This window comes from Pseudomonas sp. FBCC-B1565 (assembly GCF_059133265.1).
In genome coordinates, this window is sequence record NZ_CP101438.1 from 3,527,304 (window position 1) to 3,550,333 (window position 23,030).

The window sequence follows — 23,030 nt, forward strand, 5'->3', positions numbered from 1 at the left end:
GCCCAAGGCCAATATCAGCGGGCTCATGGCTTGACCTCCAACTTCAACGCTGCGAAATACTGGGCGACACCCTGCACTTCTTCCGAGGTCAGGGCTTTGGCGATATGCCCCATCAAGTCATTCGGATCATTGTGACGGGTTCCGTTTTGCCAAGCCGTCAACTGGGCCGCCAAGTAAGCGGCAGGCTGACCGGCCAACGGTGGAAACGCATCGCCGACACCCGTACCGGCCCGGCCGTGACAACTGGCACACGCTGGAATCTGGCGCTCCCACGCCCCCTGCTGCGCAAGTTTTTGCGCAGCGCCGACAGGCATCTCGCTGCGATGAACCATTTGCGGGACCGCGCCAGGCATCGCCGCCAGCGCCTGACTGACCGCGTCGATTTCAGCGTCGGTGAGCGCAGTCGCCAAGGGTTGCATCACCGGGTTGGCGCGACTGCCGTGCTTGAAGTCTTCCAGCTGTTTACGCAGGTAGGGTGCAGGCAAGCCCGCCAACCGGGGAAAACCCGCTGCGGCCAGCCCTCCACCATCGGCACCGTGGCAGGCGACACAGGGCATGGCGCCGGGCTGCGAACCGCCTTCGGTGAAGATCTTCTTCCCATCCAACGCGCAGGCATTGCCCAGTAGCAACATCAGCGCACTGCCCACCAATACTCGTTCCAGAGACATCATCACGACTCCATTTTTATAGTTATATGCTTAGGCGTTTATGGCATAAGCCTACAAATGGTAGGGGAATGAGCCCCTCGCGACAACTCCCAAAACGCGCCATCAAAAAAAGCCCGGTCCCACAATGGCGGGGCCAGGCTTTTTGATCGGATTCGAAGTGGCTGGGTGAAACGGCGCTTATGAGCCGGAAATACACTCTTCGCCGGCCTTCTTCACATCACCGGGACGGATCGGCACATTGGACATGCTCTCGTAGAGCTTGATACTGCTACCACTGGAACGGTCTTCGATCTCGAAAATCGCCGACGGGTCAGCCGAGAATTTCTGCGGCACGATCACCTGCACACCGTCCTTATGGGGCTCGATCTGCGGCGGGCGGCGCGTGGCGGATAGTTTGCGCACGACACAGGCAGCATATTCCTGCGGCTTCTTCCCGGAAATGACCGCTAGGGTCGGCGGGGTCTGCTTGATATCTGCAACCGAAGCACACCCACCAATCGCCAAGGCCAGAACCAACACACTCCACTTCATACAAAACCTCCGATAAAGATCCTACGACAGCGGGGATGGTATTTTTCTCCCGCCCACGTAGGATTTATCCCTGATAACTCGGTAAATAACTGTTTTAAATTGTCGACGTCGTTGAAGACGGGCCGATAATAAACGCGCTGGGGCTGATAAACTCCATCTTAACCTACGTATCGTTCTGATTTTTCAGAAAAAGCCCTTCTGGAGACACCCCCCATGAAATTCATCCACCAGCGCGAGCACCTCAACGAGGGAGACATTGTTGTCATCGAATGCTCGCAGACTTGTAATATCCGTCTGATGAGCGATGCGAATTTTCGCAGCTTTAAGAATGGCGGCCGTCACACTTACCACGGTGGCGCATTCGACAAGTTCCCCGCCAAAATCACCGCACCGAGCACTGGGTTCTGGAACATCACCCTGGACGTGGTCACGCGCCGAGCCATCAGCGTGACCCGCAAACCTGCGCTGTCCCACAAGATCCGCATTGTGCGCCGTACCAGTTCCAAGCTGAGCTGACCCGAACACCCCACAGGAAATGACCGTGACCGCCACTACCAAATACGTGATCAAGTACAAGCTCAATGGCGAACGCCGCTTTGAGTTCGCACAACTGCAGACCAACAGCGTCGAAGAAGCCAAGCAAGCGCTGGCGAAAATTCACGATGCCAGTGATGAAATCACCGATATCAATGTGAGCAAGGCGCTGTAAGCCGATGTCCGGCCCCACCGAAGATCTGTTCGCCGACGACGCCTTGCAGCAACCCGCCGGGCGCGAGCAAATTGGCGAACAGTCCTGTGTATTGAAAGGCTACGCCCTGCCCTGGATTGAGCGCCTTCTACCGGAACTGCGGCGGGTGCTGGCTCAGTCACCGTTTCGGCAAATGGTCACACCGGGTGGTTTTACCATGTCGGCGGCATTGAGCAGTTGCGGCGACCTGGGCTGGACTACCGACACCTCCGGTTACCGTTACTCACCCGTGGACCCACGTAGCCAGCAACCCTGGCCGCAGATGCCGGATACCCTGCGCCAATTGGCCGTGCAGGCGGCTGCAGAGGCCGGTTTCCCTGACTTTGCCCCGGACGCCTGCCTGATCAACCGCTATGTACCCGGCGCAAAAATGTCGCTGCATCAAGACAAGAATGAGCGTCGCTACAGCGAACCGGTGGTGTCCGTCTCGCTCGGCCTGCCGGCGATTTTTCTGTTTGGTGGGCACGCGCGTAACGACAAGACCCGCAAAGTCTCGCTGTTCCATGGCGACGTGGTGGTCTGGGGCGGCGTGGACCGCCTGCGCTTTCATGGTGTGATGCCGATCAAGGAAGGCATGCACCCGGTAATGGGTGCGCAACGCATCAACCTGACCTTTCGCACCGCCGGCTGATTTGACCGCAAGCTTCAGAGTGCCAGGTGTTCGCGACCCGTCTAATCTGGCCGGGATCCGTCAAGAGTGCCCACCATGACTACCGAACAAGACCCGCGCTGGGCAGCCATACTGGCCCGCGACCCCAAGGCCGATGCGCTGTTCGTCTACGGCGTGAAGACCACCGGCGTGTACTGCCGCCCCAGTAGCGCGTCACGCTTGCCACGTCCGGAAAACATCGAGTTCTTCGACACCCCGGCGCAGGCCGAAGCCGCCGGTTATCGCGCCAGCAAACGCGCGGCCGGCGACCAGACCCAGCTCGCAGCGCAGCATGCACAACTGGTGGCCGACGCTTGTCGGCATATCGAACAGGCCGACACCCCGCCCAGCCTGAACACGTTGGCGCAGCACGCCAACCTCAGCCCTTTTCATTTTCACCGCGTGTTCAAAGCCGTTACCGGCCTGACACCCAAGGGCTATGCCAGCGCCCATCGCTCGCGCAAGGTGCGCGACGGTCTCAAGGGCGCGCACTCGGTGACGGATGCCCTGTATGACGCAGGCTTCAACTCCAACAGTCGCTTTTATGAGTCCGCTGACCAACTGCTTGGCATGAAGCCCAGCGACTACAAGGCCGGCGGCACCAATACGGCGATCCTGTTCGCCGTCGGGCAGTGCTCACTGGGAGCGATCCTGGTGGCGCAGAGCGCTCGCGGCGTCTGCGCGATTCTGCTGGGGAATGATCCGGACCAACTGGTGCGCGATCTACAGGATCAATTTCCCAACGCCGAACTGGTGGGCGCCGACCCGGGTTTCGAGCAATTGATTGCGCAGGTCGTAGGGTTTGTCGAAGCGCCCGCACTTGGCCTGGACCTGCCGCTGGACCTGCGCGGCACGGCATTCCAGGAGCGGGTATGGCAAGCCTTGCGCGAGATTCCAGCGGGCAGCACCGCCAGCTACGCACAGATCGCCGAGCGTATCGGCGCACCGAAGTCGTTCCGTGCGGTGGCCCAGGCCTGTGGCGCCAACAGCCTGGCAGTGGCCATTCCTTGCCACCGCGTGGTGCGCAGTAATGGCCAGCTGTCGGGCTACCGCTGGGGCGTGGAACGCAAGCAGCAGCTACTCGCCCGAGAACAGGCGTCGAAGACCTAGCGGATCCCGATGTGGATCAACGCCAGGTCGTCCGCCTGGTAAGCCTCGAAATCAGTGACAAAGGCACGGGCCTGCGCGCCAGGCTGCTGGAAGTAGGTCCAGATCTGTTGCCAGGCGTTGATGATCGCCTCCGGCATGGGGCCTCGGGCTTCGAACACCAGGTAGCGTCCGGCTTCTATTACAAGGCTTTCAAACCCGTCCGCCGGCCCAGCGGTGGCAACACCCGCCGTTACGTCAAATTCGCCATGCGCGTCCGACTCATAGCCGCTGTACACCCCATAAATGGGTGACTCAGGCAGTTTTCCCGGGATGCCCTCGTACAGTCCCTCACTGAAAAATCGCTGCCACATCGGGCCGATCTTCGCACTTGACGGTGTCATCTCATCCGCGTTGCGCGTACGTACTTTCAAGCCCGATACGCGGATTGCCGCGATGTGTTGCTCCTGAATGGTGTGCAAAGCCATCTCCTTTAAAGCTTCAGTTTGCGTTTACGAAATTCAGCGACCTTATGCCGATTGCCACATAACGCCATGCTGCACCAGCGGCGCTTGTGGGCCTTGGTGCGATCATAAAACCACAAGATGCATTCCGGATGCTCGCAGCGCCGGATCAGATTGAAATCCCCTTCCACCAACAGCGTGGCGGCCGCCTCGGCAATCGGCGCCAGGAACTGTTCCGCCGTCTGCTGCTTGCGCTGGCGCTCAAGCGTTGGCGTCTCGCCAGCACGCCACACCAGCTGCGGATGGCTCACTGCCTTGCGTAAAAAGCTGTTCAGCGCCGCCGGATTGCCGGGTTGTTGCGCCTTGCGTGCAGCCACCAATTCACGAATCACCTCGCGCAGCTCTCGCGCGGCGCTGAGCAAGGCGCCCGGTTCAAACAACGGGATGCCGTTCTGTTCAACCCACTGCAGGCGCACCAGCCAGGCGGCTACGTCGGCATCGGTCTGCCAGAAATCCCACGGCACGCCGTCGATATTCGCAAGAGTGTTGAGCATGTCCAGCACCGGATCGTCGGCCAGGACGTAAGGTTCCGAGGGGGCGGCAGTGGGTGGGGAAAGGGTCATGGGGCAATCCTCTTGTGAGCGGCCACATCGTAACCGCTGTTTCGACACCAGGATAGTTACAAAAAGCACAACGCTAACCTGAATAAATAGTTTGACAGGTTACAATATTCGGCGCAGCTTTTTAAAACGGTAACCCTTAAATCACCTCAATCAAGTTACAAAAGGCTCTCCATCATGACCACTCCAACCCCTGTCGTTCACTACCGCCACGTCGATGCCGATGGTGTGCGCATGTTCTACCGCGAAGCCGGCGCTGCAACGGCACCGGTCATCTTGCTGCTGCACGGCTTTCCCAGTTCGTCGCACATGTACCGCGACCTGATCCCCCTGCTCGCCACGCGCTTCCGGGTCATTGCGCCGGACCTGCCAGGCTTCGGTTTCACCGAGGTGGCGGCCGAGCGCGATTACGCCTACAGCTTCGATAACCTGGCAATCACGGTCGGGCATTTTGTCGAGGCGCTGGCGTTGAGCCGTTACGCGTTGTATGTCTTCGACTACGGCGCGCCGGTGGGCCTGCGCCTGGCCGTGGCACATCCGGAACGGGTCAGCGCGCTGGTGTCGCAGAACGGTAACGCCTACCTGGAAGGCCTGGGTGATGCCTGGGCGCCGATTCGTACCTATTGGGCCGAGCCGAGCCAGGCCAACCGCGAGGTGATCCGCAACGCAGTGATCAGCCTGGAAGGCACGCGCTACCAGTACCTGCACGGCGTAAAGCAGCCAGAGCGGGTAGCCCCGGAATCCTACATGCTCGATGTACTGCTCATGCAGCGCCCCGGCAATGACGAGATCCAACTGGACCTGTTCCTCGACTATCGCAACAACCTTGCGCTTTACCCGGCGTTCCAGGCGTTCTTCAAGGCCACGCACGTACCGACGCTGGTGATCTGGGGCCAGAACGACCCGTTCTTTATCCCGCCAGGCGCCCATGCCTATACAACCGACAACCCGAACGCGGTGGTAGAACTGCTCGACACCGGCCACTTCGCCCTGGAAACCCATGCAACCCATATCGCCGAACGCATTCACGCCGTGCTGGGCGACGCCATCGATTGATGATGCACCACGAAACGACGCGTTCGTCCAGTGAATAAAACAGAGTGGCCGGGGGCCATGGGCCCTGCTAAAACAGCGAAAAGCCTCACTAACGCTGGAGACGCATCCCATGAGCACCTGGCCAGACACCCGCCTTCTCGACCTGCTGGGCATTGAATTGCCCATCATCCAGGCTCCCATGGCGGTGGGCACGACCACCGCCATGGTCATCGCCGCCAACCAGGCGGGTGCGCTGGGCTCATTGCCGGCAGCTGCACTGAGTATCGAGCAATTGCGCGATGCACTGACCGCCATCCGCCAGGCCAGCCCGCGTCCGATCAACGTCAATTTCTTCTGCCACCAACCGCCCGCGCCAGACCCTGAGCGTGATCGTCGTTGGAAGGCACTGCTGGAGCCCTACTACCGCGAACTGGGCGCCGACTTTGATGCGCCAACCCCGGTTTCCAATCGCGAACCGTTCAATGACGCGGCGTGCCAGGTCGTCGAAGAATTGCGCCCCGAGGTGGTCAGCTTTCACTTTGGCCTGCCGGAAAAGTCCCTGCTGGACCGGGTTAAAGCCACCGGTGCCAAAGTGCTGTCCTCGGCGACCACTGTTGAGGAAGCCATCTGGCTGGAACAGCACGGTTGCGATGCGATCATCGCCATGGGCAGTGAAGCCGGCGGACACCGTGGTTTGTTCCTCAGTGATGACCTCAATACCCAGATCGGCCTGTTCGCGCTGTTGCCGCAAGTCGTCGACGCCGTCAGCGTGCCGGTGATTGCCGCCGGCGGCATCGGTGATGCGCGGGGGATTGTCGCGGCCTTTGCGCTTGGCGCCTCGGCGGTGCAGATTGGCACGGCGTATCTGTTTACTCCCGAAGCCAACGTCACGGCTTCACATCACTATGCATTGCGCCATGCCCAGGCCAGCGAAACCGCGCTGACCAATCTGTTCACCGGTCGCCCGGCACGGGGCATCGTCAACCGGGTGATGCGCGAGTTGGGCGCGATCAACCCGGCCGCACCGGCGTTCCCCACCTCCGGCGGTGCGCTGATACCGCTCAAGGCCAAGGATGAAGCGGGCTTCAGCAACCTATGGTCCGGCCAGGCACTGCGCCTGGGCAAAGACACCACGACCTATGAACTGACCCGCGAATTGGCGGAGCAAACGCTACAGCGCCTTGCCCGCTTCGGCCGCTAGGCCAGCACCGCGTCAACCGGCTCGAACCCACTGAGCCGGCTTTCGTGGGCCGGGCTCAGCACCGCAAAACGGTTCTGGCGCAGTGCGCTGATGCCATACACCACCCGCGCAAAGTGCTCGTTGTCATGGGCATAGGGCTGGCTGCGCAGGATCAGGGCAAAAAAGCACTCGGGCTGACGAGCAAGGTCCGCGCCGCGAATGGACGCCAGCCCTGTGGCGAACAACGCGCGGCCACTGGCGGCTGACAAGCGCCCGTAACTCACCGAACGGGAATGATGAAAGGCAAGCTCGGCGTCCGTCTTGGCCTGCTCGTACAACAGGTCCAGTGCTTCTATCGCGAAAAGACTGACGGAGGCCTTGTCGCCAGTGACATACCGCTGCACAAGTTGGCGCACGCCTTCGCGCCACTTGTCATCTTCCTGCTCGGCGCGCATGGCGATCCAATCAATGCAGTCCACTAACGCGTCACCGCCTGCGGTGAGGTTCGCCGGCAATCCTGATTGCAGCATTTCCAGGTGCATCAGCGCGTGTTGCACCATGGCAGCTTCTGCGCTCATGACCTCGCTCATCAGGTCGAGAATCTCCGGCTTCGGCTCCCCTTGCCAGGTTTGCAGGAGGCCCAACAGTTGCGCCCTGAGGTCGCGAACGGCTTCGACGCCAAGGGTACGGCGCAACAACTCCTCCGACTCGTTCACCAGGCTGGTAAGGTTACTGACCTGGCTCAACAGGTCAGCCTGGCTGAACGAATGGAGCGTTTCACGCCCGGGGGCGGAGGCATCGAACGGGCTGGGGCCGAACTGGTGGAACACCTCGTTCCACAACCGCTGGATCTGCCGGTGGATCTGTTCCGTATAACGCGACGGCAAGTTGATCACGCTGCAACTGCCTTCGTTGAAAAACCCTGCCCAACTGATGCCCAGTGCGAAGACGCCATCGACCTCATGACTGGCGTGTGCCATCGACTCATAGAACTTGTAGCAGACCACTTTATTCTGCAATCCAGGCAGCGCCTTGAGGTACTGCTCCCAACTACCCAGCGTGCCGAAATAGATGCACTTGTCGGCGTCCGGATCAAGGTGGCTGAGGGCGCTGTCCATGATGGCGGTATCACCCTCGTGACGCAGGCAGAGTGCAAAGTGCTGTTGCGGTTGGCTGTCGTGAAGGTCGGAAAACACCAGCACACCAATGCCCTGGACCTCCCAACCATTCTTCAGCAGGTGTTCGGCGCAACGGCTGGCCTCGGTATAACCGCAGGTGGTGGAAACCTCACGGTAGCCTGTCAGCTCGGCCAACTCATTGTCACTGCGCAAAGTCTTGCGCAAACGCTCACGCATCGCTGCCAGCCAGGTGGGCGTAAGCAGGAACACACCCTGGCTGTCGTCATTGAGCGCTACGCTTACCGGTGTCTCGGCGGGCAGCGGTACGTTGAGCACGGGCACGGCAAACTTGGCGGCCAGGGTTGACTGCTTGAGCAGGACACGCAGCTTGCGGCTGGCGATAGTCACGTCCACCCCCAGATCGACCAAGCCGAGCAGTACCCCCAATTTGCACTCATGGATGTAGGCCGCGTACTCCTCCGGGCGATCACTGTTCTGCGCCAGTGCATAGTCAAAGCTCACGTCGCTGATGTTGGCGACGAACCGGATCATCCCTGACAGTAACAGCGCGCCCAATCCACCGGTGGGGCCAATGGACGCGATGACCAATGCCGACACCACCCGCACAAGGCTTTTGAACATGCCTGTTTTCGCGCGGCGCCGCTCTTCGTCGGAAGAAAATACGGCGTAGTCCATCTGCTGTTTGATTTCCGCGATGGCCGCCTGGCGTAACTCGAGCGCAAGGTCTTCGGTGGTTCGAAACGTAATCGGTTGCGGTGGAAAACGCCGGTAGTGATAGCCGTAGCGTTTTTTCCGGGGGTGGAAATCCTTGCGCGTCAGGCTGAATTTATCCACCGGCGGCAAGTGCGCACCGATGAAGGTCATCAGCTTCTCACTGGGCTGACCTGGCGCCGTGCTGGGCTGCCACTCAACCCACTTGGGGCCTGCGATGTTAAGCGATACCAGCAACGCTTTGTTCGACGAAAACGCCACGACCAAGGCGTTCGGTACCACCTTCTCCTTGAACAGCAACGCCTGTGGCTTGAGGTCGCCCTTCAGGTATCGAAAGGCGACTGCGCGCAATTCAACATCCTGCTCTTGGGTATCCGCCATGAACTGGCCAACTCGCACCCGGGCAACGGCGTCGCAGGTGTCATCGAACAACTTCTTGAAGTCCGCGCTATTGGAAAGGCTGTCGACATCGGCCAGGAATTCCGCGACCAGGGTATCCCTCAAACCGGACACCGCTTTGATTTCTGAGGGTGACAGCGGCTCGCCGTCCAAGTGTATTTCGCCGACTTTTTCCCGGTAAAACGCACTGCGCTGTGGCTCGCCGATCATCACCTGGGCGAAGGAAAAATATTTGTAGCGCGGTGGACTGTAGGCCGACATGCCCGACGAATGCATGGGGTAACCCACCAGGTACTTGTAGCGAAAACGTTTACCGGTCTCTATCCGCTCGGTAGTTCCGTTCGGCAGGCCGGTCTTGGCCAGGCACCGTTTGACCAGCGATTGAATGTAGGTCTTGGTGAGCTGGGCGTTGCCCACGCTTCGGGCCAAGCCATCCCACTTCTGCCAGGCTTTGGGAGCTCTCGGCAGTTGATCGACGGGCGGAAGGCGTTGTGGCCATTGTGTAGTGTCCCGGGCGACGATCTGTACAGTAATCAATGCCTGCGCCGCATCATTTCGCACATACCAGCGGTTTTCCTGATCGCTGCTGACCGAGATCAATTGGTCGTCGGCCAGCACGCCACAGTTGACCCATTGGCAGCGATGATTCATGTAGACGCTCAAGTAATAGCCCCATTTGGCTCGCGACCAATAGGCCTGCGGGATATTGACGGTGTAGGTCTGTTCCGCAGGTGTTCCTGGCAGTCGCCGTAGGGTCACGACCACGCATTGGTCGACGCCGATATCGATGTCGGGCAGCACCACTGAACCGGAGACCCAGCGGGGCAGAATCATAAAGTCGACATCGGCGACGGGCTCGTCGAAGGGTACGAGCCAAACCTGGTTCTTTGTCGGGTCCCTGGAATAGTCGATGTAGTCCCCCGACCGCGCGCCAATCCGCAAACCGGGCCACGCGGTACTGATTGCCTTGGGCCAATCCTTTAACGACAACGCGATCAACGGCACATCGAACCAGATCTTCGCCAGCAACCGGTTGGTGGTACTCCAGACACTGCACAGCACTACTTCGGTCTTCACCAGGTTCCTCTCGGGCAACACCAGGGTATAGGACGTGCCGGTGGTAACCCTGGATTGACTGGCGGTACGGATGCTGTCGAGAAAGAATCGGGTGAACGTCAGTTGCTCGGCGACGGCCCCGTAATAGCGTGGCATCCGGGGTTCAACCCGTACCGAGCTTTTTTGCCATTTGCCAACGAAATTCTTCCAGTCATAACGATCATTAAGCAAGTGCCACAACGGCACTTCCTCCCAGGCCTCAATAATCGGCGCTTGGTCGGTGTCGTCAGGGTCGGCGTAGACCGAGAACTTCACCGGCACCCTGGAAGTGGTCTTGATCAGCGCCTTGGCCTCTGGCGCCAGCCTGGACCGTTGCAGGACACGGTCATCGATCCAGTGCTGTATCTGGCTCTCGGACGAGGCAAGGCTGGTCGCCCCGACGCTCACATAGGCGTAGCTTTTCTCCATGGGTTGTTCCTTCCCGAAAGCGCCTCACTATCCTTGCATCGGCTGCCTATGGATGTAGGCCGCCCATCGAGTGATGCAGAGAAATCTCGGCGCATCGACGACGGCTTTTTTTCTGCTTGCCATTTATTCGCTATATACCTATACATACAGCGTTTTGCAGCCCTCCAGCACTTCTCCAACTACACAGGCATCGGAGCCGTATATGACTTTCAGCACCACCCCGCGTTTAGTATCGACCTGCCTGGCGACATGGATCGCCCTGATGGCCACCGCCGCCCACGCCGATGAAGTCCAGGTGGCCGTGGCCGCCAACTTCACCGCGCCGATCCAGGCGATTGCCGCCGACTTCGAAAAAGACACCGGGCATAAGCTGGTCGCGGCCTACGGTGCTACCGGCCAGTTCTACACCCAGATCAAGAACGGCGCGCCATTCGAAGTGTTCCTGAGCGCCGACGACACCACCCCGCAGAAGCTGGAAAGCGAAGGCGACACCGTCAAGGGGTCGCGTTTCACCTACGCCGTCGGCACCTTGGCGCTGTGGTCGGCGAAGGACGGTTACGTCGACGCCAAAGGCGACGTGCTGAAGAAAAACCAGTTCAAGCACCTGTCGATTGCCAACCCGAAAGCCGCACCCTATGGCCTGGCCGCCACCCAGGTATTGGCCAGGGAAGGTCTGACCGACAAGGTCAAGGACAAGCTCGTCGAAGGCCAGAACATCACCCAGGCCTATCAGTTCGTGTCCACCGGCAACGCCGATCTGGGCTTTGTGGCCTTGTCGCAGATCTACAAAGACGGCAAAGTCACCAGCGGTTCGGCGTGGATCGTTCCGGCGTCCATGCACGACCCGATCAAACAGGACGCGGTGATCCTCAACAAGGGCAAAGACAGCGCCGCTGCCAAGGCACTGGTCGAATACCTCAAGGGGCCTAAAGCCGCTGCCGTCATCAAGTCCTATGGTTACGAGCTGGCCAAGTAAATGCCGTTATCGAGTGCCGATTTTTCCGCTATCTGGTTGACCATCAAACTGGCCTCACTGACCACCGTGATCCTGCTGGTCATCGGCACTCCGATTGCCTTGTGGCTGTCGCGCACCCGTTCCTGGTGGCGCGGCCCCATCGGCGCGGTCGTCGCCTTGCCGTTGGTGTTGCCACCCACGGTGATCGGTTTTTACCTGTTGTTGACCATGGGCCCCAATGGCTACTTCGGCCAGTTCACCCAATGGTTGGGCCTGGGCACCCTCACCTTCAGCTTCGCCGGGCTGGTGATTGGCTCGGTGATCTATTCCATGCCGTTTGTGGTGCAACCGTTGCAAAACGCCTTCTCCGCCATCGGCACACGCCCGCTGGAAGTGGCCGCGACCTTGCGCGCCAATCCTTGGGACACCTTCTTCACGGTGATTTTGCCCCTGGCCCGGCCCGGCTTTATCACCGCCTCGATCCTGGGCTTTGCGCACACCGTCGGCGAATTCGGCGTGGTGCTGATGATCGGCGGCAATATCCCGGACAAGACCCGCGTGGTCTCCGTGCAGATCTACGACCATGTGGAAGCCATGGAATACGCCCAGGCCCACTGGCTGGCCGGCTCCATGGTGGTGTTCGCGTTCCTGGTGTTGCTGGCGCTCTACTCCAGCCGTAAAACCAGGATGGGCTGGAGCTGATGTCGATGATCAATGTACGCCTTAACCTCAAGTACGCAGGTTTTGCCCTCGACGTGGACCTGCACCTGCCCGGCCGAGGCGTGACCGCGCTGTACGGGCATTCCGGTTCCGGCAAGACCACCTGCCTGCGCTGCATCGCCGGGCTGGAACGCGCCGAAGACGGCTTCATCCAGATCAATGATGAAGTCTGGCAAGACAGTCGGAACGGGCTGTTCGTGCCGCCGCATAAGCGTGCGCTGGGTTACGTGTTTCAGGAGGCCAGCCTGTTCCCGCACCTGTCAGTGCGCGCCAACCTGGAGTTCGGCCTCAAGCGCATTCCCCGCCAACAGCGCCGGGTGGACATGGCCCAGGCCACTGAGTTGCTGGGCATCGGCCATCTGCTCGAACGCCACCCCCAGCACCTCTCCGGCGGCGAGCGCCAGCGCATCGGTATCGCCCGCGCCTTGCTCACCAGCCCGAGCCTGCTGCTGATGGACGAACCGCTGGCCGCCCTCGACAGCCAGCGCAAGGGTGAAATCCTGCCGTACCTCGAACGCCTGCACGATGAACTGGATATCCCGGTGCTGTACGTCAGCCATGCGCAGGATGAAGTGGCACGCCTGGCCGATCACATCGTGCTGCTCAGCGACGGCAAGGCCCTGGCCAGCGGCCCCATCGGTGAAACGTTGGCGCGGCTCGACCTGCCCCTGGCGCGGGGTGATGATGCAGGTGTGGTCATCAACGGCACGGTCAGTGCCTACGACGACCACTACCAATTGCTCACCCTGCAACTGCCCGCCAGCGCCCTGCACATGCGCGTGGCCCACGCACCGCTGGCGTTGGGCAAGGCGCTGCGCATCAAGGTGCAGGCGCGGGACGTGAGCCTCAGCCTGCAAGCCGAGGAGCACAGCAGCATCCTCAACCGCCTGCCGGTCACCGTCACTCAGGAAATTGCCGCGGACAACAGCGCCCACGTGCTGGTGCGCCTGGACGCGGCAGGCACGCCGTTGCTGGCGCGCATCACGCGATTCTCCCGCGACCAGCTGCAACTGCACCCCGGCCAGGCGCTGTGGGCGCAGATCAAGGCGGTCGCCGTGCTGGCTTGAGCAATCTTTTGGCACGACCACACACGGCTGCGGTCAATCAGACATACCGGCCTGATGTGTTGCCAAGGAACCCGCCCCATGTCCGATTCTGCGCTGCCCCGCGACCTGCATTACGTTGACGACACCCAGCCCGGCATCCGTCGCAAGACGCTGCGGGGCAAGTTCCAGTACTTCGATCCCAAGGGCGAGCGCATCCGCGATGCCGACGAGATCAAGCGCCTGAATGCCCTGGCCGTACCGCCGGCCTACACCGATGTGTGGATCTGCGCCGACCCGCAAGGTCATCTGCAAGCCACCGGCCGCGATGCACGTGGGCGCAAGCAGTACCGCTATCACCCGCGCTGGCGTGAGGTGCGCGACAGCGACAAGTACTCGCGCCTGCAGGAATTCGGCAACGCCTTGCCGAAGCTGCGCAAGCAGTTGGAAGCGCAAATCGCCGAACCCGGCTTCACCCGCGAAAAAGTCCTGGCCACGGTCGTCATGCTGCTAGACGCCACCCTGATCCGGGTCGGCAATACCCAGTATGCGCGGGACAACAAATCCTACGGGCTGACCACCCTGCGCACCCGCCATGTGGATGTGAAAGGCAGCGAGATCCAGTTCCAGTTTCGCGGCAAGAGCGGCGTCGAGCACCAGATCAGCGTCAAGGACCGGCGCCTGGCCACGGTGGTCAAGCGCTGCATGGAGCTGCCGGGGCAGAATCTGTTCCAGTACCTGGACGAAGACGGTGAGCGGCACACCGTCAGTTCCCAGGACGTCAATGACTACCTGCACCGCCTGACCGGTGCGGACTTCACCGCCAAGGACTACCGCACCTGGGCCGGCACCGCCATGGCCCTGGCGGTGTTGCGCGAGCTGGAATGGCAACCTGAGTCGGACGCCAAGCGGCATGTGGTGGCGATGGTCAAGGATGTCGCCAGGCAACTGGGCAATACCCCGGCGGTGTGCCGCAAGTGTTACATCCACCCCGCCGTGCTGGAGCATTTCAGCCTCGGTGAACTCTCCAAATTGCCCAAGCCGAGGTTGCGCAAAGGGCTCAAGGCCGAAGAAGTGGCGTTGGCGATGTTCCTTGAGCAACTGGCGGCGGACTTGCCGAAAAAAGCCAAGGCGGGTTAGGCTCTGCCTCCCTTCTGATACGCAGGACGACCGCCGACGTGAACCACTAAGCCTTCCAAAATGTATCTGCAACGAGCCGCCTGGCGCGCTTGTTGGCCTGTCCGACATTTTTTTGGAGGTGCTGATGACTGACGTCAACCGGCTGCCCGTGCTTGTTTCCCTGCAACACTTATCCTTCCAGTTCGCCAATGGCGACACGCTGCTGGATGACCTGAACCTGTCCATCGATTACACCCCCACCGGCATCGTGGGGCGCAATGGTCGAGGTAAAAGCGTACTCGCCAAATTGATCGCGGGGCTGCTGTCGCCCTCCTCCGGCTCGTTGAACTGCCCGAACAGCGTGATCTATGTCGCGCAGAACGTCGTGGTAGCACCAGGCGATACCGTCGCCGATCTTACCGGCACGGCTGCGATATTGACCGCCCTTGAGCGTATGGCCGCAGGCGCCGCACAGATCGATGACCTTGAATTGATTGATGATCGCTGGGACTTGGCCGAGCGCTTGCGTAGTCGCTTGGATGCCGCAGGGTTGTCGCGGCTTTCTGTTGATACCCCCACCCGTCAACTCAGCGGAGGCCAGTTGGCCAGGGTCGCCGTCATCGGCGCGCTGCTAGCCGCGCCACAGTTGCTGGTGCTCGATGAGCCCACCAACCACCTCGACAGCGATGGCCGCGCCTGGCTGCTGCGTGCCCTCGACGAATGGCGTGGCGGCCTGGTGGTGGTCAGCCATGATCGGCAATTACTCAACGCCATGGGGCGCATCATTGAACTGTCGCCGCTCGGCGTAAACGTATATGGCGGCAACTACGACGCCTATCGACAACAGCGCGAGGCTGAACAACACGCCGCCGTCGCCGCGCTGGAACACGCCCGCCTGGAACGCAGCCGCGAAAAACGGCGCCTGCAAAAAGACCACGACAACCTGCAACGCCATGCCGCCCGCTCACGCAAACATGCGGAAACGGCCAACGTCGATCGCTTCACCAAAGCGCGCTGGAAAGGCGCCGCCACGCAAATCCTCAACACCGTACGCAGCGCGCATGAGCAACACAAACAGGAGCTGGATACCCAGGTGCGCCAAGCCTATGCACGGGTCGAGGATGAAACACCGACGCTGTTGGCATTGCCTGCTTCAGCGGTGCCCAACGGGCGACAGGTGCTGTCGTTGATCGACGCGCAATTACCCTGGCTGCCGTCGACCTGCCTCAACGTCCACCTCGTCGGCCCGGTGCGTGTGGCTGTGCGTGGGCCCAACGGTTGCGGCAAATCCACGCTGCTCAAAGTGTTGGCGGGAGAATGGCGTGCAGAACGCGGCGAATGCCACGTGCACGTACCCAGCGCCTACATCGATCAGCACATCGCGCTGCTCGACGACCATCGCTCCATCGTCGAACAACTTAACCTGTTGGACACACCGCTGGCGCAAGGCGAATTACGCACGCGCCTGGCCCTGCTGCAACTGGATGCCCTGCGCGTGACCCAACCCGCCGGGCAACTCAGCGGCGGCGAACGTTTGAAAGCCGCGATGGCGGTAGCCCTGTGGCGTGCAGTGCCGGCGCAATTGCTGTTGCTGGACGAGCCGACCAACCACTTGGACCTGGAGTCGGTGATGGCTTTTGAGCAGGCGCTGCAGTGTTTCACCGGGGCCATGCTGGTGGTGTCCCATGACGCAGCGTTTGTGCAGGCGATCAAACCGACACATTTCCTGGACTGGCAGCACACGGGCTGGACCCTGGACCCTGCCTGAGGTCATTGCATGCGCGCTGAAAGCGTCCTACCGTAGTGGCCGGATAATCTCACCGAGGAACCCGGTCCTATGCTGCCTTCGCCGCGCAAGCCCTCTGCCAATGCTGCACTGGCCCATCGACAGCGTTGGCGTGGCCGCGTCGGCCTGATGCTGGTGGCCAGCCTGTCGGTGCTGGCGGGCATGACCGATGCCATCGGCTTCATGGCGAGCGGCGACTTTGTGTCGTTCATGAGCGGGAACACCACGCGCCTGGCAGTGGCGATCAGCGCGGGTGACCTGGGCCTGACCGGGCGGCTGCTGTTGCTGGTGGCGACCTTTGTGGTGGGTAACGCGCTGGGCGTGGTGGTCAGCCGACTCAGCCGTCGCCATGCCCTGCCATTACTGCTGTGTATTGCCGCCTTGCTGTGCGGCGGTGCACTGCTGCCCTTCGCCGATACCTTGCCCGCGCTGCTGGCGGCGATCATCGCAATGGGCATGCTCAATGCTGCGGTGGAAGAGGTCAACGGGCTGCCGGTGGGTCTGACTTACGTCACCGGCGCACTGTCACGCTTTGGCCGTGGGCTGGGGCGCTGGCTGCTCGGCGAGCGCCGCAATGGCTGGCGCGTGCAGTTGATCCCTTGGGCCGGGATGTTCGTGGGGGCAGTAATCGGTGCGCTGCTGGAGCAGCAACTGGGGCTCAAGGCGCTGATCGTCAGCGGTGGATTGGCGGGGTTGCTGGGGCTGGTATCGCTGAAGATCCCTCGGCGCTGGCACCTGGGTTTCATGCCGCGCTGAGGGCTAAAAAGGAGCTCGCCCGACGTTTAGGCCTCGACGTCCGTGTACTGGTAAAGAGCCATCATGTCGGGCGAGCGGGTGAATCATAAGCGAATGCCTTGCGGCTGTCGTGCCAGGCATTTCCTAAATCGACTAAGGCAACGGATTACAGGCAGGTCGCCAGTGCGGCCAAACGACGCTTGGCCGGCATATTGTCTTCGATGGCGTAGTACTTGATGGTGGAACCGCTGCCCGCGCTCTGCACATCGACAAAGTAATCGCCGGCGGTGGTGTACACCGTGAAGCCACCCGCGCCGATTGGCTCCTTGAAGCCGCCGGCGTCAACGCCGAACACACTTTCGTCCTGCCAGCCGAACTGTACGCACTCGGCAACGACCAGGGTGGCCTTGTCCGAAGCCAGGGTCTTGTAAGGCGTGCCTGCGCGCGCCTCTTTCATCTTCGAACCCGCGCAACCGGCCAGGGCCGCCAGTACCAGTGCGCCAATTACCACCTTGTGCATGCCATTGCTCCGTTGGAAAAAAACGCGACTGTACCATTGCCACTGGCCGGACTGATGGCCGCATGAACTTTGTTTCACTGTAAAGGGGCAAGGCGCGACCTATAGTGGTCACGCTCATTTTTAGAAGTCTCCCTTCGGCCCGCTCTCCCGCGGGCTTTTTTTCGTCCCGGTTGTGCTCAGAGCAGCCAGCGGAACAGATAGAACAACGCCATGCTCAGCAGCACCGTCATCAACACATTGCGCGTCCAGAACATCAACGCCACGGCGCTGATACCCGCCAGCAGGTAAGGGTTGGCCGGGCTCAGGTTGAGCTGGTGGTCGGCCAGGAAAATGATCGGCCCGCAAATCGCCGTGAGCATGCCCGGCACCGCGAATCCCAAAAACTCGCGCGCGCCACGGTTGAGGCGCACCGGCAGGCGCGGCTCGATAAACAGGTAACGGTTGAGAAATACCACCAGGCCCATGGCCACAATCATGATGTAGATCATTGCTGCCCTACTCCCAGTCGCTTGCAGGCATACCCTGCGCTCATGCCCAGCAGGCCGGACACCACCACCGCCGACTCCCAATGCAGGAAGCTCAGCCACACCGAGAACAGCAATGACACGGCCACACAGACCACCGTGGGGATGTCACGCACCACCGGCGTAATCAACGCGATGAAAGTAGCGGCGATGGAGAATTCCAGGCCCAGTTGGTCGAGACCGGGAATGCTCTTGCCGAGCACGATGCCGGCCAGGGTGAACAGGTTCCAGGCGATGTAGAACGTCAGACCCACGCCCAAGGCATACCAGCGATTGAAGGTCTCGCGGTCATAGTGACTGACCAGCGCAAAGAATTCGTCGGTCAGCAGAAAGCCCAGGCTCATGCGCCAGCGAGTTTTAAGGGGAGAAAGGACCGGCCGCAAATGCATGCCATACAGCAAATGCTGGGAGGTCAGCAGCAAAGTGGTCAGCACGATGGAAATCAGGCTGGCGCCACTCTTGACCATGCCGATGGCAACCAGTTGCGCCGCACCGGCGAATACGATGGCAGAAAGGCCTTGGGCTTCCAACGGACTGAATTGCGCATCGATGGCCATGGAACCGGCCAACAGTCCCCAGGGCGCGCAGGCCAGGGACAAGGGAATGACGGCGATGGCGCCGCGAGCGAAGGCGTAATGAGGTAAGGCAGTAGGCATGGAAACGGCTCATCGACAGACAGTCGACAAGCATGCCAGCGCAACAGTGGGGTTGTCTTGAACGATCTTGCTCAGGCGAGCCGCACCGACACCTGCTCCACCGAATCACGCGCTTCGCGCAGTTCGTGGGCATCCTGGTTGAGCCGGTGAATGGTATTGAGCAGGCGCTGGCGCAGCACTTCATCGCCGAGTTTCTCGACGGCGCGCATCAGGTCGAACGCCGCGGTTTCGTTATTTTCCGCGACGGAATCCAGGGTCTTGCGCAGGTTGCGAGTGGCACGGGTCACGCGGGTTCTTCCTTCATCAGCAATGGGCAGGCACTTTAGGACATTCGTGTTTCATTTTAATTTCAAACACTTGTGGTGATTTTCGAGACATATGATCCAAGTCAATTGAAACGGGATTTGACCTACACATATGGAAATACGTATATTCGGATAACCATATATACGAAGGCCTTGACCATGTCGGACCTCATCTCGCCCCCCACCCTATTCAAATGTCTGGCCGATGCCACCCGGGCACGCCTGACGTTATTGATCCTGCGCGAAGGCGAACTTTGCGTGTGCGAACTGATCCATGCCTTGGACGACAGCCAGCCAAAAATCTCCCGGCACCTGGCGCAACTGCGCAGTTGCGGGTTGCTGCAGGACCGTCGTCAGGGTCAATGGATCTACTACCGCATCAATCCTGCGCTGCCCGAGTGGGTGACGCAGGTGCTGCACACCACCCTGCAAGCCAACCAGCCCTGGTTGCACAACGACGCACTGCGTCTGGATGCAATGGGCGACCGACCACAACGGGCCAGCAGCTGCTGCTGAGCCATCGGAGCGTTTATCCATGCTTGTCGCCATTGCGATTTTTATCTTCACCATTGTCCTGGTCATCTGGCAGCCCAAGGGCCTGGGCGTCGGCTGGAGCGCAACCTTGGGCGCGATCCTGGCCCTGGCCTTCGGCGTGATCAGCCTGGCTGACATTCCGGTGGTGTGGCACATCATCTGGAATGCCACCGGCACTTTTGTCGCGCTGATCATCATCAGCCTGCTGCTGGATGAGGCTGGTTTTTTCGCCTGGACCGCCTTGCATGTGGCGCGCTGGGGACGCGGGCGCGGACGGCGTTTGTTTGCCTACATGGTGCTGCTGGGCGCGCTGGTGTCGGCGCTGTTTGCCAATGACGGCGCGGCGCTGATCTTGACACCCATTGTGATGTCGATGCTGCTGGCCCTGCGCTTCTCCCCGGCGGCGACCCTGGCCTTTGTCATGGGCGCCGGATTTATCGCCGATACCGCGAGCCTGCCGCTGGTAGTGTCGAACCTGGTGAACATCGTCTCGGCCGACTACTTCAAGATCGGTTTCAACGAATACGCCGCCGTGATGGCGCCGGTGAACTTCGTCAGCGTCGCGGCCACCCTGGCGGTGCTGCTGTGGTTCTTCCGCCGCGATATTCCACAAACCTACGACCCGGCCGACCTGGAAGACCCTGCCAGCGCCATCCACGACCGCGCCACCTTCCGCGCCGGCTGGTGGGTGCTGGGTATCCTGTTGGTGGGTTGCTTCGCCCTGGAGCCGCTGGGCATTCCGATCAGCGCGATTTCCGCCGCCTGTGCCCTTCTCTTGCTGGTGATCGCCGCCAAGGGGCACAAGATTTCCACGCGCAAAGTGCTGAAGGAAGCACCGTGGCAGATCGTGATCTTTTCCCTGGGCATGTACCTGGTGGTCTACGGCCTGCGCAACGCCGGCCTCACCACCTACCTGGCGACCTGGCTCGACACGTTCGCCACCTACGGCGTGTGGGGCGCCGCCATGGGCACCGGCGTGCTGACCGCACTGCTGTCGTCGGCGATGAACAACCTGCCGACCGTGTTGATCGGCGCGCTGTCCATCGAATCCAGCCATGCCGTGGGCGTGGTCAAGGACGCGATGATCTACGCCAACGTGATCGGCAGCGACCTCGGCCCGAAGATCACCCCTATCGGCAGCCTGGCCACGTTGCTGTGGCTGCACATCCTGGCGCGCAAAGGCATCAGCATCACCTGGGGCTACTACTTCAAGGTCGGCATCGTGCTGACCCTGCCGGTGCTGTTGATCACCCTCGCCGCCCTCGCCCTGCGCCTGAGTTTCTAACGGAGATACCCCGATGAAAGTCCTGTTCATGTGTACCGCCAACAGCTGCCGCAGCATCCTGTCCGAAGCCCTGTTCAACCACCTGGCGCCGGAAGGCTTCGAAGCGATCAGCTCGGGCAGCTTTCCCAAGGGCCAGGTGCTGCCGCGCAGCTTGAGCACGTTGCAGGCGGCGGGCATCAGTACCGAGGGGTTGTACAGCAAGGGCAACGACGCCTTTGAAGGCAGCCCGCCGGATGTGGTGATTACCGTGTGCGACAAGGCCGCCGGCGAAGCCTGCCCGGTGTATTTCGGGCCGGCGGTGAAGGCGCACTGGGGGTTGGAAGACCCGTCGGACGTCGAGGGTGACGACGCCAGTGTGCAGGCCGCCTTCGACGCCACGCTGAAGACCATCGCCACACGTTGCCGGGCGTTTTTCGTCCTGCCCTTCGACGAACTCAGCCCTGCCGACCTCAAGGCGGAACTTGCGCGTATTGCGCAGTTGTAATCGGAGGCCCTATGACCACCCTGCCCAACCTGGAACTGTCCCTGGTCGACTCAAAACTCGGCGGCGCGGACCAGCCGCCGCGCATCCTGCTGCTCTACGGCTCGACCCGCGAACGCTCGTTCAGCCGCCTGCTGGTGGAAGAAGCCGCACGCCTGTTGCAGCACTTCGGCGCACACACCCGCATCTTCAATCCCAGTGGCCTGCCGTTGCCCGATGACGCGCCCAGCGATCACCCCAAGGTGCAGGAACTGCTGGAACTGATGCAGTGGTCCGAAGGCCAGGTGTGGTGCTCGCCCGAGCGGCATGGCTCGATGTCGGCGGTGTTCAAGGCGCAACTGGACTGGGTGCCCTTGACCCTGGGCGCGGTGCGCCCGACTCAAGGCAAGACCCTGGCGGTGATGCAAGTGTCCGGCGGCTCCCAGTCCTTCAACACCGTCAACCAACTGCGGGTGCTGGGGCGCTGGATGCGCATGTTCACCATCCCCAACCAGTCCTCGGTGCCCAAGGCCTTCATGGAGTTCGATGAACAGGACCGCATGAAGCCCTCGGCGCTTTATGATCGGGTCGTCGATGTAATGGAGGAACTGGTGCGCTTCACCCTGCTGCTGCGCGACCGCCCCGACCTGGTGGACCGTTACTCGGAGCGCAAGGAAAGCGCCGATGAACTGGCGCGCCGGGTCAATCAACGGTCGATTTGATCCCCCCGGCCAGCGTATGCTCGTGCCTGTCCCCCGACTGAGTGAAATCGATGAGCGCCGTGCAACACGCCTGGCTGGGCAACTATGAAGTCAGTAGCACGGCCTGCAACGGGCTGACCTTTGCCCGCCATAGCCATGATGAATATGTGATCGGCGTGAACCTGGTAGGCGAGGAAAAAGTCTGGCTGGATCGTCGCGAGTTCCACGCCGGCCCCGGTGCCATCACCTTGTACAATCCCGGCCAGATTCAAGGCGGCGGTGCGGCCGATGGTGCGCCCTGGCACTTTGTGAGCTTGTACGCCACGGCGGAACAATTGGCGGCGGACCTGGGGCTGGTGCACCTGGAATTTGACCGTGCTTTATGTGTTCAGCCCGAGCTTGCCTTGCGACTGGCCGCCGCGATCAAAGGTGCGATGAGCGGTGACGCGCTGGTTCGCGACGTGAATGAAGACGCCTTGGTGCTGCTGTTGGGTGAAGTGGTGAACATCAGCGGCGTGCGCCTGCCCGGCAGCGCCAGCCCCGGTAAACCCATGATCAGCCGCGCCCAGGCATTACTCGCCGAACACCTGCATCAACCCCTGACACTTGACCACCTGGGCGGCGAACTGGGGCTGTCCAAATTCCACCTGCTGCGTGCCTTCCAGAAAGAAACCGGGCTGACGCCCCGGGAGTGGGCCATGCAGTTGCGTACCCGTCGCGCCAAAGGCCTGTTGCGCAAGGGCGTCCCCGCTGGCGAGGCGGCCCACGACCTGGGCTTCGCCGACCAGAGTCACCTGAACCGGCATTTCCGGGCGGCCTACGGCATCACCCCTGGCCACTACCAAAGCACCGTAAAACGCTGAACAGAGCAATCTGGTCCAAGACACCGCGCCTGCACATCCTCACACTGCCCCGCCTCACTTGAAGGAAATG

26 protein-coding genes are annotated in these 23,030 nt (G+C 61.2%); 17 read left to right on the plus strand and 9 right to left on the minus strand.

Annotation, left to right across the window (positions count from 1 at the left end):
* Positions 1-23: 23 nt before the first annotated feature.
* Together NL123_RS16545 and NL123_RS16550 are read right to left on the minus strand one after the other, a co-directional pair.
* Positions 24-671, minus strand: coding sequence for a c-type cytochrome (locus tag NL123_RS16545; RefSeq protein ID WP_494355807.1), 648 nt, complete (start codon positions 669-671; stop codon positions 24-26).
* Between the two features lie 174 nt (positions 672-845).
* Positions 846-1,199, minus strand: a complete 354-nt coding sequence (locus NL123_RS16550; RefSeq protein WP_058427873.1) for a hypothetical protein — start codon at positions 1,197-1,199, stop codon at positions 846-848.
* 213 nt (positions 1,200-1,412) lie between these two features.
* Between NL123_RS16550 and NL123_RS16555 the strand changes: the two genes are divergently transcribed.
* The 4 genes from NL123_RS16555 (at position 1,413) to ada (ending at position 3,706) form a co-directional block, all read left to right on the plus strand.
* Positions 1,413-1,715, plus strand: coding sequence for a DUF1883 domain-containing protein (locus tag NL123_RS16555; RefSeq protein WP_003191319.1), 303 nt, complete (start codon positions 1,413-1,415; stop codon positions 1,713-1,715).
* A gap of 25 nt (positions 1,716-1,740) precedes the next feature.
* Positions 1,741-1,908 carry a hypothetical protein gene (locus tag NL123_RS16560; protein ID WP_012724160.1) on the plus strand — a complete coding sequence of 56 codons (168 nt, stop codon included), beginning with the start codon at positions 1,741-1,743 and terminating at the stop codon, positions 1,906-1,908.
* A 4-nt stretch (positions 1,909-1,912) separates the two neighbouring features.
* Positions 1,913-2,578 carry a DNA oxidative demethylase AlkB gene (gene alkB, locus NL123_RS16565; RefSeq protein ID WP_248481441.1) on the plus strand — a complete coding sequence of 222 codons (666 nt, stop codon included), beginning with the start codon at positions 1,913-1,915 and terminating at the stop codon, positions 2,576-2,578.
* Between the two features lie 75 nt (positions 2,579-2,653).
* Positions 2,654-3,706 carry a bifunctional DNA-binding transcriptional regulator/O6-methylguanine-DNA methyltransferase Ada gene (gene ada / locus NL123_RS16570; RefSeq protein ID WP_494355808.1) on the plus strand — a complete coding sequence of 351 codons (1,053 nt, stop codon included), beginning with the start codon at positions 2,654-2,656 and terminating at the stop codon, positions 3,704-3,706.
* Here the strand turns inward: ada and NL123_RS16575 are convergent.
* The gene (locus NL123_RS16575; RefSeq protein WP_494355809.1) at positions 3,703-4,164 is read right to left on the minus strand and encodes a GyrI-like domain-containing protein; all 462 of its coding nucleotides are present in this window, start codon (positions 4,162-4,164) and stop codon (positions 3,703-3,705) included. The genes ada and NL123_RS16575 overlap by 4 nt on opposite strands.
* A gap of 11 nt (positions 4,165-4,175) precedes the next feature.
* Positions 4,176-4,769, minus strand: coding sequence for a CGNR zinc finger domain-containing protein (locus tag NL123_RS16580; protein WP_248481437.1), 594 nt, complete (start codon positions 4,767-4,769; stop codon positions 4,176-4,178).
* A gap of 174 nt (positions 4,770-4,943) precedes the next feature.
* On the opposite strand from NL123_RS16580, the gene NL123_RS16585 reads away from it, so the two are divergent.
* Both NL123_RS16585 and NL123_RS16590 read left to right on the plus strand, forming a co-directional pair.
* Complete coding sequence (locus tag NL123_RS16585) at positions 4,944-5,822, plus strand: alpha/beta fold hydrolase (RefSeq protein ID WP_494355810.1); 879 nt, start codon at positions 4,944-4,946, stop codon at positions 5,820-5,822.
* Between the two features lie 109 nt (positions 5,823-5,931).
* Positions 5,932-7,002, plus strand: a complete 1,071-nt coding sequence (locus tag NL123_RS16590) for an NAD(P)H-dependent flavin oxidoreductase (protein ID WP_494355811.1) — start codon at positions 5,932-5,934, stop codon at positions 7,000-7,002.
* On the opposite strand, the gene NL123_RS16595 is transcribed toward NL123_RS16590, so the two are convergent.
* The gene (locus tag NL123_RS16595) at positions 6,999-10,754 is read right to left on the minus strand and encodes a hypothetical protein (protein WP_494355812.1); all 3,756 of its coding nucleotides are present in this window, start codon (positions 10,752-10,754) and stop codon (positions 6,999-7,001) included. The genes NL123_RS16590 and NL123_RS16595 overlap by 4 nt on opposite strands.
* Before the next feature lie 262 nt (positions 10,755-11,016).
* Here NL123_RS16595 and modA point away from each other — a divergent pair, with 262 nt between their 5' ends.
* The 6 genes from modA (at position 11,017) to NL123_RS16625 (ending at position 17,133) form a co-directional block, all read left to right on the plus strand.
* Positions 11,017-11,730 (plus strand): molybdate ABC transporter substrate-binding protein, encoded by a 714-nt coding sequence (gene modA, locus NL123_RS16600; protein ID WP_248488211.1) that lies wholly within the window; start codon positions 11,017-11,019, stop codon positions 11,728-11,730.
* Complete coding sequence (gene modB / locus NL123_RS16605; protein WP_248481431.1) at positions 11,731-12,411, plus strand: molybdate ABC transporter permease subunit; 681 nt, start codon at positions 11,731-11,733, stop codon at positions 12,409-12,411.
* A gap of 5 nt (positions 12,412-12,416) precedes the next feature.
* A complete protein-coding gene (modC, locus tag NL123_RS16610) occupies positions 12,417-13,496 on the plus strand; it encodes a molybdenum ABC transporter ATP-binding protein (RefSeq protein WP_494355813.1) in 1,080 nt (359 codons plus the stop codon).
* 78 nt (positions 13,497-13,574) lie between these two features.
* Complete coding sequence (locus NL123_RS16615; RefSeq protein ID WP_248481429.1) at positions 13,575-14,612, plus strand: DNA topoisomerase IB; 1,038 nt, start codon at positions 13,575-13,577, stop codon at positions 14,610-14,612.
* 124 nt (positions 14,613-14,736) lie between these two features.
* Entirely contained in the window at positions 14,737-16,359 is a 1,623-nt protein-coding gene (locus NL123_RS16620; protein WP_494355814.1) for an ABC-F family ATP-binding cassette domain-containing protein, read from the plus strand.
* Positions 16,360-16,428: 69 nt separating this feature from the next.
* Complete coding sequence (locus tag NL123_RS16625) at positions 16,429-17,133, plus strand: YoaK family protein (RefSeq protein WP_248481427.1); 705 nt, start codon at positions 16,429-16,431, stop codon at positions 17,131-17,133.
* A 145-nt stretch (positions 17,134-17,278) separates the two neighbouring features.
* Here the strand turns inward: NL123_RS16625 and NL123_RS16630 are convergent, their stop codons facing one another.
* From NL123_RS16630 to NL123_RS16645, 4 genes are all read right to left on the minus strand, one after another.
* Positions 17,279-17,632, minus strand: coding sequence for a hypothetical protein (locus tag NL123_RS16630; protein WP_058427861.1), 354 nt, complete (start codon positions 17,630-17,632; stop codon positions 17,279-17,281).
* 176 nt (positions 17,633-17,808) lie between these two features.
* Positions 17,809-18,120, minus strand: a complete 312-nt coding sequence (locus tag NL123_RS16635) for an AzlD domain-containing protein (protein WP_071488226.1) — start codon at positions 18,118-18,120, stop codon at positions 17,809-17,811.
* Entirely contained in the window at positions 18,117-18,812 is a 696-nt protein-coding gene (locus tag NL123_RS16640) for an AzlC family ABC transporter permease (RefSeq protein ID WP_248481425.1), read from the minus strand. Before NL123_RS16640 ends, NL123_RS16635 begins: the two co-directional genes overlap by 4 nt.
* Before the next feature lie 71 nt (positions 18,813-18,883).
* Positions 18,884-19,099, minus strand: a complete 216-nt coding sequence (locus NL123_RS16645) for a hypothetical protein (RefSeq protein ID WP_025856028.1) — start codon at positions 19,097-19,099, stop codon at positions 18,884-18,886.
* A gap of 177 nt (positions 19,100-19,276) precedes the next feature.
* Between NL123_RS16645 and NL123_RS16650 the strand changes: the two genes are divergently transcribed.
* From NL123_RS16650 to NL123_RS16670, 5 genes are read left to right on the plus strand one after another with little or no spacing between them, the layout of a single operon-like run.
* On the plus strand, positions 19,277-19,633 hold the full coding sequence (locus NL123_RS16650; protein WP_058427858.1) for a metalloregulator ArsR/SmtB family transcription factor: 357 nt from the start codon (positions 19,277-19,279) through the stop codon (positions 19,631-19,633).
* Between the two features lie 19 nt (positions 19,634-19,652).
* Positions 19,653-20,936: an arsenic transporter gene (locus NL123_RS16655; RefSeq protein ID WP_494355815.1), complete on the plus strand. Its 1,284-nt coding sequence runs from the start codon at positions 19,653-19,655 to the stop codon at positions 20,934-20,936.
* A gap of 13 nt (positions 20,937-20,949) precedes the next feature.
* Positions 20,950-21,420 (plus strand): arsenate reductase ArsC, encoded by a 471-nt coding sequence (locus NL123_RS16660; protein ID WP_058427856.1) that lies wholly within the window; start codon positions 20,950-20,952, stop codon positions 21,418-21,420.
* Between the two features lie 11 nt (positions 21,421-21,431).
* Positions 21,432-22,118, plus strand: coding sequence for an arsenical resistance protein ArsH (gene arsH, locus NL123_RS16665; protein ID WP_494355816.1), 687 nt, complete (start codon positions 21,432-21,434; stop codon positions 22,116-22,118).
* Positions 22,119-22,168: 50 nt separating this feature from the next.
* Complete coding sequence (locus NL123_RS16670; RefSeq protein ID WP_494355817.1) at positions 22,169-22,960, plus strand: helix-turn-helix transcriptional regulator; 792 nt, start codon at positions 22,169-22,171, stop codon at positions 22,958-22,960.
* Positions 22,961-23,030: the final 70 nt, after the last annotated feature.